This is a genomic window from Terrabacter carboxydivorans, from assembly GCF_039532035.1.
GTDB lineage: Bacteria > Actinomycetota > Actinomycetes > Actinomycetales > Dermatophilaceae > Terrabacter > Terrabacter carboxydivorans.
Map to the genome: position 1 here is coordinate 196892 of NZ_BAAARE010000001.1, position 17329 is coordinate 214220.

Genomic DNA, 17329 nt, shown 5'->3' on the forward strand with positions numbered 1-17329 from the left:
GTCAGGCTCCCTTCCGGTTGTCGGGGCGGGCTTCGCCGATGCGATAGACCGCGGAGATCTCGTAGGTGCGGGTGTCGCGAACCGCGTTGAACCACTTGCGGCAACCCGCCGAGTGCACCCAGCGCTCGGCGTAGCTGCCCTTGGCGTTGTCGCGGTAGAAGAGGTACTGCGCCCACTCCTCGTCGGTGAGGGCGTGGGGGTCCTCGGGGTAGGCCACGTGGGCCTGGCCGCCGTAGCCGTACTCGGTCTCGGGGCGGGGCCCGCAGTTCGGGCAGTCGATGATGAGCATCGGGTTCTCCTTGCGAGGCGTTGGGCGTCAGTGGGCGACGGCTGCGGCGCCGTGCTCGTCGATGAGGGCGCCGCTGACGAAGCGCTCGAGGCCGAAGCCCCGGTTGAGCTCGTGCGGCTCGTCGGTGGCGATGGTGTGCGCGTACGCGTAGCCGGCGCCGGGCACGGCCTTGAATCCCCCTGTGCCCCAACCGCAGTTGACGTACATGCCGTCGACGGGTGACCGGCCCATGACGGGCGAGGCGTCCATGGTCACGTCGACGATGCCGCCCCACGTGCGCAGCAGGTGCGCGCGGCTGAAGGCGGGGAACAGCTCGACGGCGGCCGACATCTGGTGCTCGATGACGTGGAAGGAGCCACGCTGCCCGTAGCCGTTGTAGGAGTCGATGCCGGCGCCCATGACGAGCTCGCCCTTGTGCGCCTGCGAGACGTAGACGTGAACGTGGTTCGACATGACGACGGTGGGGTGGATGATCTCGTGCAGCTCGGAGACGAGTGCCTGCAGCGGGTGCGACTGGATCGGCACGCGGAACCCCGCGAGCTCGGAGAGCACCGAGGTGTGGCCTGCGGCGCAGAGCGCGACCTTGCCGGCGTTGATGCGCCCTCGGCTCGTCTCGACGCCGGTGACGCGGCCGCCCTCGATGACGAAGCCGGTCACCTCGCAGTTCTGGATGATGTCGACGCCCAGGTCGCTCGCCCGGCGGGCGTAGCCCCAGGCGACCCAGTCGTGCTTGGCGATGCCGGCGCGCGGCTGGTACGTGCCGCCCATGACGGGGTAGCGGATGTCGTCGCCGATGTTGATGATCGGGCACAGCTCCTTGACCTGCTGCGGGTCGACCCACTCGGCGTCCACGCCGTTGAGCCGGTTGGCCTCGACGCGACGCACCGAGTCCCGGACGTCCTGGAGGGTGTGGGCGAGGTTCAGGACGCCACGCTGGCTGAAGAAGACGTCGTAGCCGAGCTCGTCCTCGAGCCCCTCCCACAGCTTGAGCGAGTGCTCGTAGATGGCGGCCGACTCGTCCCACAGGTAGTTCGAGCGGATGATCGTCGTGTTGCGGGCCATGTTGCCGCCGGCGATGTAGCCGCGCTCGAGCACGGCGACGTTCGTGATGCCGTGGTGCTTGGCCAGGTAGTAGGCGGTGGCGAGCCCGTGGCCGCCGGCGCCGACGATGACGACGTCGTAGCTGCGCCTCGGCTCTGGGTTGGCCCAGAGGAAGTCCGGGTGCTCGGGGAGCTCACGCTGGTTCATCGTCACTGCACCTTCTCGAGGGTCGGGTAGAGGGGGAAGCGGGCGGCGAGGTCGTCGACCCGCGCCCGGAGCGAGGCGAGCGTCGCCGCGGAGCCGTCGCCGGCGAGCGCCGTGGCGATGACGTCGGCGACCTCGCCGAAGGCGGCCTCGTCGAGACCGCGGGTGGCGAGCGCCGGCGTCCCGATGCGCAGGCCCGAGGAGACCATCGGCGGACGCGGGTCGAAGGGGACGGCGTTGCGGTTGACCGTGATCCCGATCGAGTGCAGGAGGTCCTCGCCCTGCCGGCCGTCGAGCTGGGAGTGGCGCAGGTCGACGAGCACGAGGTGCACGTCGGTGCCGCCGGAGATGACGCCGATGCCGGCATCCGTGACGTCGGGCTGCGTGAGGCGCTCCGCGAGGATCGACGCACCCGCGAGCGTGCGCCGCTGGCGGTCCCGGAAGTCCTCGCCTGCCGCGACCTTGAAGGCGACGGCCTTGCCCGCGATGACGTGCTCGAGCGGTCCACCCTGCTGTCCCGGGAAGACGGCGGAGTTGACCTTCTTGGCGATCTCGACGTCGTTGGTGAGGATGATGCCGCCGCGGGGCCCGCCGAGGGTCTTGTGCGTCGTCGACGAGACGACGTGGGCGTGCGGCACGGGCGAGGGGTGCAGCCCCGCGGCGACGAGGCCGGCGAAGTGGGCCATGTCGACGAAGAGGTAGGCGCCGACGGCGTCGGCGATGCGACGGAACTCCGCGAAGTCGAGGTGCCGCGAGTACGCCGACCACCCGGCGACGATCATCCGCGGCCGGTGCTCGAGGGCCAGACGCTCGACTTCGGCCATGTCGACGACGTGGGTGTCCTCGCGCACGCCGTAGGCGACGACGTCGTAGAGCCGGCCCGAGAAGTTGAGCCGCATCCCGTGCGTCAGGTGCCCGCCGTGGGCGAGGTCGAGCCCGAGGATGGTGTCGCCCGGCGTGAGCAGCGCGTGCATGACCGACGCGTTCGCCTGCGCGCCGGAGTGCGGCTGCACGTTGGCGTATGCCGCGCCGAAGAGCGCCTTGGCACGCTCGATCGCGAGGGACTCGATGACGTCGACGTGCTCGCACCCGCCGTAGTACCGGCGCCCGGGGTAGCCCTCGGCGTACTTGTTCGTCAGCACCGAGCCCTGGGCCTGCATGACGGCGACCGGGGCGAAGTTCTCGGAGGCGATCATCTCGAGCGTGCCCTGCTGGCGGCTCAGCTCGGCCTCGATGGCCTGGGCGACCTCGGGGTCGAGATCCGTCAGGGGCGCGTCGAGGAGAGTGGTGCGAGCCGGGTGGGTGATGGTGAGCTGGGACATGAAGCCCTCCGGGCGGTTGATGTCTTTGTTGTCGATGACTGATATATCATCGGGATCGCAATAGTATGTTTGACGGGTCAGGTCGTCAACGGTCTGTCCGACCAGAGGCCGCGACCCCCGTCCAGCCCTGACGACCGCTGCCCGCCGACCCGACCCGGGAGGACCCGATGACCGCAACGGCGCCCGCTCTCGCCTACGGCTCGCTCGCCGAGCACGCCTACCACGTGCTCCGCGACCGGCTGATCATGCTCGACATCGCCCCCGGCGCTCCCGTCAACGAGGCCCAGCTCGCGGCCGACCTCGGCATCGGCCGGACCCCCATCCGCGAGAGCCTGAAGAAGCTCGAGCTCGACCACCTCGTCGTCTCCTATCCGCGGCGCGGCACCTTCGCGACCCAGGTCGACATCAAGGACCTCGCCGCCATCTCCGAGATGCGGCACGTCCTCGAGCCCCTGGCGGCACGGCGTGCCGCCCTCGTCGCGCGGGCCGACGTGCGTGCCGAGCTGGCCGACAAGGCCCGACAGATCGGGTCGATGGGCGACGAGCCCGACGACAAGCGGCCGTTGATGGAGTACGACATCGACGTGCACCGGCTCATCTACCGCGCGGCCGAGAACCCCCACCTCGAGGAGACGCTGGTCCGCCTCGACAACCTGGCGACCCGCATCTGGTGCCTGGTGCTCGACCGGCTCCCTTCGGTCTCAGAGCACATCAAGGAGCACGTGGCGCTGCTGGAGGCGATCGTGGCCAAGGACGCCGACGGCGCGGCGGCGTTGGCCGCCTCGCACGTCGAGCACTTCGAGCAGGCGGTCCGGGCGGCGCTCTGACCGCTGTGCCTACGCCCGTGCCCACGCCCGTGCCCGCGCCCGCGCCCGTGCGCGTGCGCGTGCCGGCGCATCGTCAGCGCGAGGCGGACCGACGCGCCCTCGGGGTCAGGAGTCGTCGCGCAGCTGTGCCCCTCCGCGCACCAGCCTGACGGCGAGCGCCAGCCCGGCGAGCTGCCCCCGACCTCGCGGGTCCCCTCCGATCACCAGGAAGATCCGACGAAGCCTCTTGTGGAGCGACTGGCGCTCGAGGAAGAGGATCTGGGCCGCCTCCGTGGCATTGCACCCCGTGGAGATCCAGACGTCGAGGGTGCGCACCAGCTCACCGCCGGACCGTTGGTCGAGGCGGACGAGCTCACCCAGGGCCTCCTCGACCAGGGCGTCGACGACGCCGCGCGACAGCGACCGCTCCGCCATCCTCTCGACGAGGAAGTCGGTGGCGTCGTGGACGGCATCCGCGCCCCGCGCCGACCGGCCGAGCCGCCAGGTCGTGCGGGCCTCGGCGAGCGAGAACGACGCCTGCCGCACCGTCGGGGCCGTCGGACCGAGGGCGCCGGTCAGGCCCGTGCCCGCCACGGCCGAACGCAATGCGGTCAGGGCCCGGGCGCGCTCTGCCTGGGTGGCCGCGCGCAGGGGGGTGAGGATCTCGAGCCAGTCCCCACGCGCCACCACCAGCGTCGAGGGAAGCGCTCGGCGGGTCCGCTGCTCGGTGTCGACGTGCCCGTCGGCCGGTCGGCGCACCACTGCCATGACCATGGGGCGTTCCGGGTCTATGCCGCTCGCCTGGCTCAGCTCGATGAGGCGCTCCCCTCCCCCGCCGGCGCCGATGAGCCGCACGAGCTCGTCCTCGGCGAGCCTGGTCAGACTCGGCCTGCTGTGCCGGACCAGCGCCAGCGCGACGATGCTGCGCACCCTCGCGAGCACGGTCTCCAACGTCTCCACGTCGGCGCCGGCGCCGCCGAGCAGTTCGATGTGGGCGACCCCGATCCCGCTCACGGACAGCTCGGCGCCCAGCGGCTCGAGCGGGTCGTCGGGGCTCTGCCCCGCCTCCCCGAGCAGGCCCCCTCGGGTGTCGAGCACCCTGACGTGGACCCCGAGGGTCTCGGCGATGACGGCCAGCAGCGGCTCGAGCGAGGCTCCGGAGGTCGCGATGCGCTCGGTGAGCGCCTGCGAGAGCTGGTCGGCGACCCGCAGGGCCGCGACCTGCGCGGAGACGATACGGCGGTTGACCTCCTCGGCCACCTCGACGAAGGGGACGACCTGGCGCAGCTCCAGCAGCGGCAGGCCCGCCTCCTCTGCGGCCGCGACCAGCTCTGCGGGCAGGTGGCGCCCGGACCCGGCCGTCTCGACGGCCAGGGCTGCGACACCCCGCGCCGCGAGGCTCCAGACGTACTCGACCTGCGCGGCGGCCTTGAGCGCGAGGAGCGCCACCCCGCCCGTGAGGAGCAGCTCCCCACCGGAGAGCAGCGGCGCGATCTCGAGCACCTCGCTGGAGTGGACCCACCGGACGCGCGCCGCATCGACCGCTCGCTCGCCGGCGACCACCTGGGGCGCCCCGGCGGCGAGGACACCGCTGGCGAGGATCTCGCTCAGAAGCAGGGACATACCGGCCACGATCCCAGCACCGGTGACACCTTGTCACCCGATCAGGTCCTCAGAGGCGACACTGCGCGGCTGGTTGCGACGAAACGCAGATCTTACCGTTGTCGACAGCCGGCTTACCATCCGCAGGGGTTTCAACGACGAAAGCAGTCCCCACATGAGCCTTTCCACCACACGTCACTCGGAAGACGTCACCGATTCCGTCGAGGACGTGCTCCAGCCCGTCCCGGAGTCAGCCCGCACCACCAAGGTCTCAGGACAGTTCTGGATCTGGGCCGGCGCCAACGTCGCCCCCATCAACTGGATCCTGGGTGCGCTGGGCATCCAGCTCGGACTCGGGTTCGCCGACACCATGACGGTCCTCGTCGTCGGCAACATCATCGGCATGGTCGGTTTCGGCTTCTTCGTGCTGCTCGGGCAGAAGACCGGTGCCACCGGCATGCTGCTCGCCCGCGGCGCGTTCGGCCGGCGAGGCGCCTACCTGCCCGCGGCGATCCAGGCCGTCGTGGCCGTCGGGTGGTCGGCGGTCAACACGTGGGTCATCCTCGACCTCGTCATGGCCCTCTTCGCCAAGATCGGCTGGGTCGACCCGGCCGCGTCGAACCTCGCGTGGAAGATCGGCGTGGCCGCCGTCATCATGAGCGTCCAGGTCGGCATCTGCTACCGGGGCTACAGCGCGATCGCGAAGTTCGAGCGGATCACGATGCCTCCCACCATCGTCGTCCTCGTCGTCATGTCCGTCATCGCCTGGACCAAGCTGCCCATCGACTGGAGCTACGCCGGCCCTCCCGGGAAGATCCTGACCGGCAGCGAGCGCTGGGCCGCCATGTCCGGGATCATGACCGCCATCGGGATCGGTTGGGGCATCGGCTGGTTCACCTACGCCCCCGACTACTCGCGCTTCGTGTCGAAGAGCATCCCGCCGTGGAAGCTCTACCTCACCTCGGTGCTCGGCCAGTTCCTGCCGGTCATCTGGCTGGGCGTCCTCGGCGCGAGCCTCGCGACGATGCACGGCACCGCCGACCCGGGCGAGCTCGTCGTCAAGAGCTTCGGCGCCATGGCCATCCCGGTGATCCTGCTCGTCATCCACGGTCCGATCGCGACCAACATCATCAACCTCTACACCTTCGGCGTCGCGTTCCAGGCGCTCGACATCAGGGTCAGCCGGAAGAAGCTGTCGGTCATCGTCGGCTGCCTGTCGATGGGCGCGGTCATCCTCTTCCTCTTCGCCCAGGACTTCGCGACGCTGCTCGACAACTGGATCATCGCCATCGCGGCGTGGGTGGCCACCTGGGGCGGCATCATGGCGGTGCACTACTTCGTCTTCGAGCGCAGGCACAAGACCTTCGGCTACCTCTTCCTCAGCCCCCGTGACACGCGACTGAAGTCGGTCAACTGGTCGGCCATCGTCGCCTTCGTCTGCGGCCTGTTCATGACGTGGGTCTTCATGTACGGCGGCCTCCCCGCCTTCCAGGGACCTGTCGCGACGGCCATGGGTGGGGTCGACCTCTCCTGGCTCGCCGGCACGCTCACCTCGGGCCTGCTCTACCTCGCCCTCGGCTACCCCCGGTTCCGCGACCGCATCCACCACGGCGTCCCGCTCGGCATCAAGTCCGAGCTCACCGACGAGGACTACCTGCGCGACCACGGCGACGCGTGCGCGCACGACCAGGACCACGCGTACGCCCCCGGCCTGACGGCAGCGACCGAGAACGCGACTGAGAACGCGACCGAGACCAAGGTCTCGGCCCCGGCGGCGCACTGACCTTCCCGACCGACCGCGCGGCGGGTGGGACCTTCCCGGCCCCACCCGCCCGAGCACTGGACCCTGCCCAGGAGCAGCCATGACCAGCACCGTCCTCATGGAGGAGCTCGACGCCTTCACCTACCGCGAGATGGTCGGACGCGGGGCGCCCGTCATCGTCCCGGTCGGCGCCATCGAGCAGCACGGACCACACCTGCCGCTGCAGACCGACGTCCTCCTGGCCAAGGCGATGAGCCGACGCCTGGCCGAGGACGTCGACGGCATCGTGGCGGCCCCCGTCGTCTACGGCTACAAGTCGCAGCAGCGTTCGGGCGGTGGCAACCACCTGGCCGGCACGACGAGCCTCGACGCGACGACCGTCATCGCGATCGCCCGCACCCTCACCCTCGAGTTCGCCCGCCACGGCGTGCGACAGGTCGTCTTCCTCAACGGCCACTTCGAGAACTACCAGTTCCTCTACGAGGGGGTCGAGCTCGCGACCACCGAGCTGGTGCAACGCGGCCTCAAGGTGTCGGCGATCCTGCTCTCCTACTGGGACTTCGTCGACGACGCCACGATCGAGGAGATCTACCGTGGCTCGTTCCCCGGCTGGGACGTCGAGCACGGCGGCGTGCTCGAGACCTCGTTGATGCTCCACCTGCACCCCGAGCTGGTCCACGCCGAGCGCGTCATGGACCTGCCGGCGGCGCAGCTCCCCCGGTTCGACCGGCTCCCCGCCCGCCCCGAGCTCACGCCCGTCTCGGGCTGCCTGTCCTCGGCCGCCGCTGCCTCCGAGAGCGCGGGACGTCTCCTGCTCGAACGGACGTCAGCCGCCCTCGCCGACACCATCGGCGCCGAGCTGCGCACCCAGCACATGGTCACGGCTCACGCCACCCCCGGACCCAACACCCTCTGAAGGAGATCCACCATGTCCATCGCCACCCCCGTCACGTCGGTCACCGAGCTCGAGCGGCTCAAGGAGCTGCACAACGGCACGAAGGTGCCGCTGACGTTCTCCGACGCCGAGTTCGAGCGTCGCCTCTCGGGCCTGCGCCAGATCATGGCCGCCAAGGGCCTCGACGCCGTCGTGCTGACCTCCTACCACGGCATCAAGTACTACTCGGACTTCCTCTTCACCTACTTCGGCCGCTCCTACGCGCTCGTCGTCACCCCGACCGAGCAGGTCAGCGTGACCGCCAACATCGACGCAGGTATGCCGTGGAGGCGCAGCTACGGCAAGAACATCGTCTACACCGACTGGCGTCGCGACAACTTCCAGCACGGCGTCCAGGAGGCGCTCGCCCAGCGGGGCATCGCACCGCGTCGCATCGGCGTCGAGTTCGACACGCTCTCGCTCGACGCGCACGCCAAGCTGCAGGCGGCGCTCGGAGGCGCCGAGCTGGTCGACGTGGCCCAGGACGCCATGCGCCAGCGCATGGTCAAGTCCGCCGAGGAGATCGAGGTCATCAGGCACGGCGCCCGGATCGGGGACCTCGGCGGCGAGGCCATCAAGGCTGCGATCCGCGAGGGCATCAGCGAGTACGAGGTCGCCCTCATCGGCACCGAGGCGATGGTCCACGAGATCGCGCGCACCTTCCCCGACTCCGAGATCCGGGACACCTGGGTCTGGTTCCAGTCGGGCATCAACACGGACGGCGCCCACAACTGGGCCACGACCCGGAAGCTGCAGCGCGGAGACATCCTCTCGCTCAACTGCTTCCCGATGACGTCGGGCTACTACACGGCCCTCGAGCGCACCCTGTTCCTCGGCGACCCCGACCCCCGCTCGCTCGAGCTGTGGGAGATCAACGTCGAGGTGCACCGTCGCGGCCTGGAGCTGATCAAGCCGGGCGCGGTCTGCAAGGACATCGCCGCCGAGCTCAACGAGATCTACGTCGGACACGGGCTGCTGCCGAACCGCACCTTCGGCTACGGGCACTCCTTCGGCGTCCTGTCGCACTACTACGGCCGCGAGGCCGGCCTCGAGCTGCGCGAGGACATCGACACCGTCCTCGAGCCGGGCATGGTCGTGTCGATGGAGCCGATGATCACGGTGCTCGATGGCGAAGCCGGTGCCGGTGGCTACCGCGAGCACGACATCCTCGTCGTCGGCGAGGACGGCGCGGAGAACATCACGAAGTTTCCCTTCGGACCGGAGCACAACATCGTCCCCTGCTGACGCCGTCCACAGCTGCTGCCGGCCTCCCGTTCGCGAACGCGGAGGCCGGCAGCAGCTGTGTCGTCCGCACGTCTCGGTCACCCGACCGAGGCACGGCTCATCCCGACCGGCGACGCCCACCAGAGGTGCCGGGGGCTCGGTGCGGGACGACCAGCTCGGCGAGCAGGAAGAACGGACCGAACGGCCGGGCGAAGGCGCCGGGCCAGCCCGGTCGCCGGGCCGATACGGAGCTGGCGAGGGGACTCGAACCCCTAACCGCCTGTTTACAAGACACGAGGCTTCCCCCCCAGCATTGCCGCTTTGAAATGCGGAAACGCCGCGACGAGATGTCCAGAAAGGGGCTGCGTGCGATTAACGTGCGATTAGGTTGTCCATCCGCGTGCCGCGGGCGGTGGGCGGAGCCACACGCACCGACCTTGCGGGCGTCGCGAGCTCCCCGCTCTAGACGCGCCGCTCAACACCCACCCGCCGAGGAAGGAGTGCCGGTTAACGACCCCACAGGTGCAGTCCGCGGCTTGCTGCCCAACGAGACAGGGCTCCCCCGACGACGTCGTAGTCGAAGATGCCATACCGGAGGCAACGGTGACGCGCGTCGACCGCACTTGGCACGCGTCGCTGTGGCTGGTAGTCACGTGGACGCCGATGAACCCGCGTCCTTCCGGCCCACTGTGTGGGCGCCCCTTCCGCTCAGGGGCTAGCCACGATCTTGCTGCCTAGCCTTCAGATTTACTCGACCGCCGTACATATGTCGTTGAGACCTTGAACCTTTCAGCGGCGGCGCCAATCCATCGACGAAGTGGAGGTGCACACGGCTATCAGCTGAGCGCTGACCGTGCGCACCCCAACGACGACGCAGCCCAGAGGGCGCGTCACACCCGCCGAAGAGGTTCGCGATGTGAACGACCTCCGGGTCGATCTCATCGCTCTAGGTGGCGTAACGGCGCGAGACGTCCCACGCGGCTTCACGGGTTGGTCGACATCTTCTGGTAGTGGAGCACTCCCTCAACCTCCTCGTGGATGACTTGCTCCCTGGCGACCAGGAGTTCGAGATGCGCGAAGGTCTCCAGCGTGGCCAGTGTGGCGTTGAATGTGTCTAGGTCCGCCAGCCGCCGCCGGTGCCGGGTCCAGGGCAGTTCGTTGGCCACGGCATGTGCCGTCACAGCCCCTGCGTCCACAGCCTCTAGGCACAATTGCAGGCGGTGGTCGTGGTGGGCGGCTAGCTCATCGACGCGGGCGTGGCTGCTGACGGTCACTGCGCCGTGCGCAGGAAGCAGGATCAGATCCGGCAGAGCCCGGACCTTGGCCAGTGAGTTGAGGAAGTCCCCGAGCGGGTTGGGTCCCGGCGCCGCCTCGAACCCGATCGACGGGGTGATCGCTGGCAGCACGTGATCGCCGGCGAACAGCAGGTTGGACGCGAGGTCGGCGAAGACGTAGTGGCCCTGGGTGTGACCAGGCGTGGAAACTGCTACCAGGGCCCGGTCCCCCACATCCAAAGTGCGGTCCCCGTTGAGCCACGCGTCGGGATATCCCCAGTGAGTCCGGTCCGGTTGCTCAAGCTCAGTCAGCGCCGCCCACTGCTCCGCCAGAGTGGAGGCGCCAGCCCGGCTCAGTTGAGCGGCCTGCGGGTCTGGCGCGGTCCAGCCGCCGCGGATCAGGTCCAAGGTCGGCTTTTCGCCGACGCCCAAGCTGACATGGGCACCGACCTGCCTGCCGATCACCGAGGCCTGCGTGTAGTGGTCCCGGTGCACATGGGTGACCAGAAACCGGGTGATGTCAGTGACCTTGTAATCAATGGTGCGCAGCGCGGCTTCAAGTTGCTTCTGGGACTCCTGAATAGCCCATCCACCATCAACCAGGACCAAGCCGGAGCGCGTTTCGATCGCATACACGTTCACTGCGCGCAGGCCATCCGTCGGCAGCGGCAGGGGAATGCGGTACACGCCCACCGCCACCGGGAAAGCGCCCGGCTCCGTCCAATCGTCTCCTTGACTCATCCAGCCCTCACGTCATGTGCCCGATTCTTCTCTTCGATCTCAGTTCCGCAGCACGACCGGGGCTGCAAACAACTTCTCAACTAGGCCACCCGGCCAATTCGGCCTTCCCTGCCATGTCCGTTAAGGACTTCACGGCCTAAGGTTGACAGTCAGATTCACGGCCCACTCAAGGGCTGTTGCGCGCCAGGAAGGTCAGCTCAGCACATCGTCAGACCGCCGTTCACCGACAGGGTTTGTCCTGTGACGAAGCCTGCCTCGGCCGAACAGAGAAACGAGACGGCTGCGGCGATTTCGGTGGGCTGTGCCAGACGCTTCATCGGCACCGACCTTGTAATCGCAGTGACGATGTCGGCGCCACGTTGCTGACCTTCAAGGATCTCTGTCAGTAGTGGTGTTTCGGTCGGCCCAGGACACACCGCATTGACAGTGATGCCTTCGCGCGCCATTTCTCGGGCCAAGGTCTTTGTGAAGGAGAGTACGGCTCCCTTGGCCCCTGAATACACTGACTCCATTGCCGAGCCAACGCGGGCCGAGTCAGAGCCGATATTGACGATGCGGCCCCACCGATTCTCGATCATCGCCGGGAGGAGAGCATGGGTGACCCTCAAGACACCGAGGTAGTTGACCTCCACTACCCTGCGCCAGAATTCCTCTTCGGTGTCCATGAAGGGCTGCAGCCGGTCCCACCCGGCGTTGTTGACCAGGATGTCGACGCTGCTGAGCGCGCGACGAACCGTCTCGACAGCGGTGCGCACAGAGTCGGAGTCGGTCACGTCGAGCCGGACCGCCATAGCCTGGCCACCGGCAGCCTCGACTCGCGCGACGGTCTCGCTCGCGTCGTCGTCGCGGATGTCGCCCACCACCACCGTGGCTCCGGCGCCGGCAAGGGCGATGGCTATCGCGCGGCCGATGCCGCGTCCACCACCGGTGATCAGCGCTGTATGGGTCATATCGTTCTCGATTCGGTTCAGGACGCCTCGGGTGTCGCAAAGACGGCGCAGCCGCGGACACACTCGGCCTTGGTAGCGGCGTCACGTACCCACACCTCGCAGTTCACGTGCTGCTCGTCCACGTCGGTGACAACACCACCGACGGCCATCGTGGCACCCGGCCGGACCGGCGCGACAAAAGTGACGTCACGGACCGATCCCGTCGTCAGCCACGAGTCCCCTGCCACACCGAACATCATCTCCACCAGCCAGCACAGGCTGATGTGACCGTGGGCGATGGTCCCGCCGAATCTGGTCGACCTGGCGTACTCGACGTCGGTATGAAGGGGGTTGAAGTCTCCCGACAGCTCGGCCCAGCCGTCGATGAGGTCCTGAGTGACCTGCCTGGTCAGTGTCGGCAGTTCGGCCCCCGGAGAGAGCGGGATCTGCCGCGTGGATCCGTTCCGGGCGCTCACCGCGGCCACCTCGCCGCGATCAGGACCTCCACACACGGGCGACCATCCGGGAGGGCAGCGACGGCACGGATCGAGGCGTTGCGCTTGCCGTCGCGCTCCTCACGGGAGACCACCTCGGCCTGGACGTACAGGACGTCACCCACCCGAGTCGGTGCAAGGGACGTGATTGTCTGACGCAGCAGGACCCCGCCCGGAGGCATGGAGTACTCCTCCAGATAGGACTTTCGAGCCCAGACCGTGGCCAAGCCCAGCGGGGCGAGCGAGTTCGGACCCGAGTATCGCTCGGCGGTGCCCTCGATGAGCAGCTGGTATCGGTCCACCAGCTCCCGCTCCAGGGGGAAGACGAGGGGCGCGAACTTCCGCCCCGGAGTCAGATCCTCGTACAGCAGCGTCGGCCTGACTGATCGCGACTCATCTCTTGCGTCCAGTTCGACCATCCCCGCCCCCTCCTTCGGCAACATAGATCTTCCGCAACCCGGGGACCCGGGTCACCCTTGACCTGTCCCGCCGCTCAATCTAGTATTTTGCTTGCAAGCAAGTCAACAATATCGGAGCTGGTAGCAAATCTGGCGGCAACCGAGATCGGGTGAACACATGTCACACACACATCGCCTCGCCGAGAGCGGCTTCGAGATCAGGGCCGAGTACACACCCGACGACAGTCGGGGGGGTGCGTACAAGGACAAGCTCGGAAGCCCCGGCCACTTCCCGTTTACCCGCAGCATCACGCCCGATGGCTACCGAACGCGGCCCTGGCAACCGAGCCTCTATTCGGGCTTCGGCGACGCGGCCGACGCCAACCAGCGGTTCCGCTACCTCCTTGAGCAGGGCAACGGCAGGGCCAACATCGCCTTCGACCTGCCAACCCAGATCGGCTACGATTCAGATGACCCGGAGGCGATGCACGAGGTCGGCCGAGTCGGCGTCGCGGTCGATTCTCTCGCCGACTTCGAGATCCTGCTGAGCGGGGTCCCCCTCGACAAGGTTCCGCTGTCGATGAACATCAATTCCATGGCACCGGTCATGGTTGCCATGCTGGTCGCGGTGGCCAAACGGCAGGGCTCGGATCTGAGCCAGATCAGGGGCACGGTCGCCAACGACTTGCTGCATGAGTACTTGGGGCGCGGAACTTGGCGCTACCCCGTCGAGTCCTCTCTGCGCCTCGTGACGGACACCGCTGAGTTCGTCATCCGCACCATGCCGAAACTTTACCCCTTCAACCTTAGGGGCGTGCTGCTGCATGAGTCCGGAGCTGCGCCCGACCAGGAGATCGGGACGTCGTTCGCGATTGCCCGCACCTACATTGACCGGCTACTCGCCCGTGGCCTGACCATCGACGAGATCGCCCCCCGCATCTCCTTCTTTTTTGGCACCGGGTTGCACTTCTTCGAGGAGGCAGCGAAGTTCCGGGCGGCCCGCCGCACCTGGGCGCACATGATGCGTGATGACTTCGGCGCGACGAGTGACCGCAGCCTGGGTCTGCGCTTCACGTGCGTTGCGACCTGCGGCAGCTACTTCGCCAAGAGAGTCCCCGAACTCAATCTGGTGCGTGGGACGCTGGGCTGCCTCGGTGCCGCTATGGGTGGAGCGCAGGCCATGCTCGGGACCACAATCGACGAGGCCTACGAGATCCCGACCGAGCACACCCAGATGCTGGCGCTGCGCACCCAGCAGATCGTGGCCTTGGAGAGTGACGTCACGGCTACGGTGGACCCGTTGGGAGGGTCGTACTTCGTCGAGGCGATGACCGATGAGATTGCCGAGCGCATCCAGCAGACGCTGACCCGCATTGATGAGGAGTACGGCGGAGTGGTTGCCGGCGTGGAGTCGGGCGCCATCCAGCAGGAGATCGAGCAGCGCGCGTTCCGCTTGCAGCAGCAGATCGACTCTGGCGAGCGGCCTTGGGTCGAGGTGAACGTGCACCGCTCCGACGAGGAGGAGTCGGAGTTCGAGGTCTGGACCCCGGACATGCACCTTCTGCAACGTCGCCAGGAGGCGCTGAAGCTGCTGCGGCGCGACCGGTCACAGGCGGAGGTCGATCGCTCGCTGGCGGTGCTTCGCGCGGCCGCCGAGGGCACCGAGAACGTGATGCCGGCGATGATCGACGCGGTCGAGACCTACGCCACCGTGGGCGAGATCGCACGCACCCTCGAAGGGGTCATGGGCGTGCACCGGGAGGGTCTCACCGTATGAGTGACAAGGTCATCATCCGCGAGGTCGGGCCGCGCGACGGCTTCCAGAACGAGTCGACCATCCTCAGTACCGACGCCAAACTTGAGATCATCGAGGGCCTGGAACGCGCCGGACTGAGCTGGATCGAAGTCACCTCGTTCGTCAGCCCCCGCCGAGTACCCCAGCTGGCCGACGCCGAGGAGCTGCTGCACCGGCTGCCGGGGGATTCCCCGGTCACTCACGCGGTCTTCGTACCGAACCAGCGCGGCCTCGAGCGTGCCATCGCCAGCGGCGCGACCGAGGCGACGACCGCGGTTGCCGCCAGCGACGAGATCAACCGGCGGAACTTCGGCGTGAGCGCGGCTGAGGCGATGAAGGCGCTGCCGAAGTTGCTCGCCACCGCCAACCAGTCCGACGTCCGGCTGACCCTCACCCTCGCGACCGCCTTCGGCTGTTCCGTGGAGGGCGAGATCGCCCCCGAGCGGATCCTGGCATTGGCCGAGCAGGCCATCGGGTTCGGCTTCGACGAGCTGGTGCTGGGCGACACGGTGGGCCTGGGCAACCCGCGACAAGTGACCGACCTGTACTCCTCGCTGATCGAGGGCTTCCCCGAGATCAGCTTCGGTGCCCACTTCCACGACACGCGCGGACTCGGAGCAGCCAACGCCTACGCGGCGTACGAGGCGGGCGTGCGGACCTTCGACGCCTCCGTGGGCGGCCTGGGCGGTTGTCCGTTCGCTCCCGGTGCCGCCGGCAACGTCGCGACCGAAGGCCTGGTCAACATGTTCGAGCAGATGGGCGTGAGCACCGGTATCGACTTGGACGCCCTGGTGCGCGTCGCCGCCCATGCGGCCAGGCTCTTCGACCGGGTCCTGGACAGCGCAGTCATGCGGGCGACTCTGGCCGAGAAGTAGCTAGCCACCTGGCGACCGGTCGGCGGATGCGGATCAGCAGCCGCGGAAGTGCGGGGCGCGCTTCTGAAGGAATGCCGCAACCCCCTCTCTGCCGTCGGCGGTGTCGACCAGATTCTCCAAGGACTTGACCTCCTCGAGGAACCCGCGATCACGTCCCGCGGTCAGGTTCGTCCGCACACAGGCCTTGGCGGCGGCATAGGCCAACGGCGGCCCGGCGGTAAGAGACCTCGCCCATTCGAACGCCTCCCTGCCGAGGTCGGCCCGGTCGAATACGCCGTTCACCAGGCCCAGGTCCAGCGCCTGCGATGCACGGAGCGGCGTCCCGGTCAGCAGCATCTCCAGCGCGCGAGGCTTGCCCAGGGCCTCGGTGAGTCGCTGAGTGCCACCCGCTCCTGGGACGAGGCCAAGTCGGATCTCCGGCAGACCCAGCCGGGCGTCGGCCACCGCGAACCTAATGTCGCACGCAAGCGCCAGTTCCAGGCCCCCACCGAGCGCGTCTCCGTTGATCACGGCAACCGTGGGCTTCGAGGCGGCCTCGATCCGGTTGAAGGTGCCCTGGATGATCTTGCCAAACTCAGCAGCGGAACGCCCGTCCAACTGTGCCAGCATCGTGATGTCCGCACCGGCCACGAATCTCCTCCCGGTGCCGGTGAGGAGGATTGAGTGCGAGTCGGGAGACCTGACCGCGGCGGCGACGGCGGCGTCGAGCGCCCCGAGCAACTCCCTGTTGAGTGCGTTGACGGGCGGTCGATCAATGGTCACCGTCGCGACGCCGCTGGCCAAGGTGACAGTCACGTTGTCGTTCTCGAAGAGCAACACCCCTCATCTCCAGGCTGAGAAGTCGGGCTGCCGCTTCTCCAGGAAGGCTCCGGCACCCTCGGTCTGCTCCCCCGACGGGAAGAAGTCCGGGTTGACCTGGTCGAGGATCCGGAACCGGTCCTGGGCTTCACGCGTGTGCGCCCACGAGTCGTCAAAGGATTTCTTGACGGTCTTGAGAACGGTGGGGCTCAGCGCGAGCAGCTCGTCGCACCACTGCTGTACCTCGTCGTCGAGCTGTTCGGCCGGCACCACCGAGTTCACCAAGCCCCAGTCATGGGCCTGCTGTGCGGTGTACTTGCGGCACAACATCCAGATCTCCTTGGCGCGTTTCATACCCACCACCGACCACAGGTAGCTGACGTACCACCCCTCTGCGGGGCTTGCGACGCGGGGGCCGTTCTGGCCGAACGTGGAGTCGTCGGAGGCTATGGTGAAGTCGCACATGTAGGCCATGTGATTCCCTGCGCCGATGGCGTAGCCCCGCACGCGCGCGATGACCGGCTTCAGACAGTCGCGGATCATCCGGTAGAACTCCTTCACCACTGCATCGAAGGAGTCGGGTCCGGCCGAGAAGGTCTCCCCGTTCTCCGTGCCGACGTCTCCACCGGCGCAGAAGGCTCGATCGCCAGCACCGGTGAGCACGATGACGCCGACGTCGGAGTCGGCCTGGGCGAGCCGGAATGCCGTGGTGAGTTCCCGGACTGTGTTGATCGTGAATGCGTTGAGCTTTTGCGGGCGGTTGATGGTCACCCATGCCACCGCCCCTCGCACTTCGTAGAGCACGTCGCCAAACTGCTGATCTCCCATGAGGTCCTCCATC

General features: G+C 68.0%; 16 protein-coding genes. 6 read left to right on the forward strand and 10 right to left on the reverse strand.

The window, feature by feature from the left end; translation table 11 throughout:
- Position 1 precedes the first annotated feature (1 nt).
- Genes ABD297_RS00960 through glyA form a run of 3 tightly spaced genes read right to left on the reverse strand, consistent with a single transcriptional unit; the run spans position 2 to position 2856 of the window.
- Entirely contained in the window at positions 2 to 289 is a 288-nt protein-coding gene (locus ABD297_RS00960) for a sarcosine oxidase subunit delta (RefSeq protein WP_344252243.1), read from the reverse strand.
- Positions 290 to 316: 27 nt separating this feature from the next.
- Entirely contained in the window at positions 317 to 1537 is a 1221-nt protein-coding gene (locus tag ABD297_RS00965) for a sarcosine oxidase subunit beta family protein (protein WP_344252244.1), read from the reverse strand.
- A 2-nt stretch (positions 1538 to 1539) separates the two neighbouring features.
- A complete protein-coding gene (gene glyA, locus ABD297_RS00970) occupies positions 1540 to 2856 on the reverse strand; it encodes a serine hydroxymethyltransferase (protein WP_344252245.1) in 1317 nt (438 codons plus the stop codon).
- 167 nt (positions 2857 to 3023) lie between these two features.
- Between glyA and ABD297_RS00975 the strand changes: the two genes are divergently transcribed.
- Positions 3024 to 3683 carry a GntR family transcriptional regulator gene (locus ABD297_RS00975; RefSeq protein ID WP_344252247.1) on the forward strand — a complete coding sequence of 220 codons (660 nt, stop codon included), beginning with the start codon at positions 3024 to 3026 and terminating at the stop codon, positions 3681 to 3683.
- Positions 3684 to 3788: 105 nt separating this feature from the next.
- Here the strand turns inward: ABD297_RS00975 and ABD297_RS00980 are convergent, their stop codons facing one another.
- The gene (locus tag ABD297_RS00980; protein ID WP_344252248.1) at positions 3789 to 5285 is read right to left on the reverse strand and encodes a PucR family transcriptional regulator; all 1497 of its coding nucleotides are present in this window, start codon (positions 5283 to 5285) and stop codon (positions 3789 to 3791) included.
- A gap of 154 nt (positions 5286 to 5439) precedes the next feature.
- Between ABD297_RS00980 and ABD297_RS00985 the strand changes: the two genes are divergently transcribed.
- From ABD297_RS00985 to ABD297_RS00995, 3 genes are all read left to right on the forward strand, one after another.
- Positions 5440 to 7047, forward strand: a complete 1608-nt coding sequence (locus ABD297_RS00985; RefSeq protein ID WP_344252249.1) for a purine-cytosine permease family protein — start codon at positions 5440 to 5442, stop codon at positions 7045 to 7047.
- Positions 7048 to 7126: 79 nt separating this feature from the next.
- Positions 7127 to 7942, forward strand: a complete 816-nt coding sequence (locus tag ABD297_RS00990) for a creatininase (protein WP_344252250.1) — start codon at positions 7127 to 7129, stop codon at positions 7940 to 7942.
- Between the two features lie 12 nt (positions 7943 to 7954).
- On the forward strand, positions 7955 to 9205 hold the full coding sequence (locus ABD297_RS00995) for a M24 family metallopeptidase (RefSeq protein ID WP_344252251.1): 1251 nt from the start codon (positions 7955 to 7957) through the stop codon (positions 9203 to 9205).
- A gap of 962 nt (positions 9206 to 10167) precedes the next feature.
- On the opposite strand, the gene ABD297_RS01000 is transcribed toward ABD297_RS00995, so the two are convergent.
- The 4 genes from ABD297_RS01000 to ABD297_RS01015 form a co-directional block, all read right to left on the reverse strand.
- Positions 10168 to 11145, reverse strand: coding sequence for an MBL fold metallo-hydrolase (locus ABD297_RS01000; RefSeq protein ID WP_344252252.1), 978 nt, complete (start codon positions 11143 to 11145; stop codon positions 10168 to 10170).
- Between the two features lie 251 nt (positions 11146 to 11396).
- The gene (locus tag ABD297_RS01005; RefSeq protein WP_344252253.1) at positions 11397 to 12149 is read right to left on the reverse strand and encodes an SDR family NAD(P)-dependent oxidoreductase; all 753 of its coding nucleotides are present in this window, start codon (positions 12147 to 12149) and stop codon (positions 11397 to 11399) included.
- A 17-nt stretch (positions 12150 to 12166) separates the two neighbouring features.
- A complete protein-coding gene (locus tag ABD297_RS01010) occupies positions 12167 to 12604 on the reverse strand; it encodes a MaoC family dehydratase (RefSeq protein WP_344252255.1) in 438 nt (145 codons plus the stop codon).
- Positions 12601 to 13041 carry a hypothetical protein gene (locus ABD297_RS01015; RefSeq protein WP_344252256.1) on the reverse strand — a complete coding sequence of 147 codons (441 nt, stop codon included), beginning with the start codon at positions 13039 to 13041 and terminating at the stop codon, positions 12601 to 12603. The genes ABD297_RS01010 and ABD297_RS01015 overlap by 4 nt, the downstream gene beginning before the upstream one ends.
- Before the next feature lie 157 nt (positions 13042 to 13198).
- Here ABD297_RS01015 and ABD297_RS01020 point away from each other — a divergent pair, with 157 nt between their 5' ends.
- Positions 13199 to 14797 (forward strand): acyl-CoA mutase large subunit family protein, encoded by a 1599-nt coding sequence (locus ABD297_RS01020; protein WP_344252257.1) that lies wholly within the window; start codon positions 13199 to 13201, stop codon positions 14795 to 14797.
- The gene (locus ABD297_RS01025; RefSeq protein ID WP_344252258.1) at positions 14794 to 15690 is read left to right on the forward strand and encodes a hydroxymethylglutaryl-CoA lyase; all 897 of its coding nucleotides are present in this window, start codon (positions 14794 to 14796) and stop codon (positions 15688 to 15690) included. The genes ABD297_RS01020 and ABD297_RS01025 overlap by 4 nt, the downstream gene beginning before the upstream one ends.
- Before the next feature lie 33 nt (positions 15691 to 15723).
- Here the strand turns inward: ABD297_RS01025 and ABD297_RS01030 are convergent, their stop codons facing one another.
- Both ABD297_RS01030 and ABD297_RS01035 read right to left on the reverse strand, forming a co-directional pair.
- Positions 15724 to 16509 carry an enoyl-CoA hydratase-related protein gene (locus ABD297_RS01030; protein ID WP_344252259.1) on the reverse strand — a complete coding sequence of 262 codons (786 nt, stop codon included), beginning with the start codon at positions 16507 to 16509 and terminating at the stop codon, positions 15724 to 15726.
- A gap of 3 nt (positions 16510 to 16512) precedes the next feature.
- Positions 16513 to 17328, reverse strand: a complete 816-nt coding sequence (locus ABD297_RS01035; protein ID WP_344252260.1) for an enoyl-CoA hydratase-related protein — start codon at positions 17326 to 17328, stop codon at positions 16513 to 16515.
- Position 17329 lies beyond the last annotated feature (1 nt).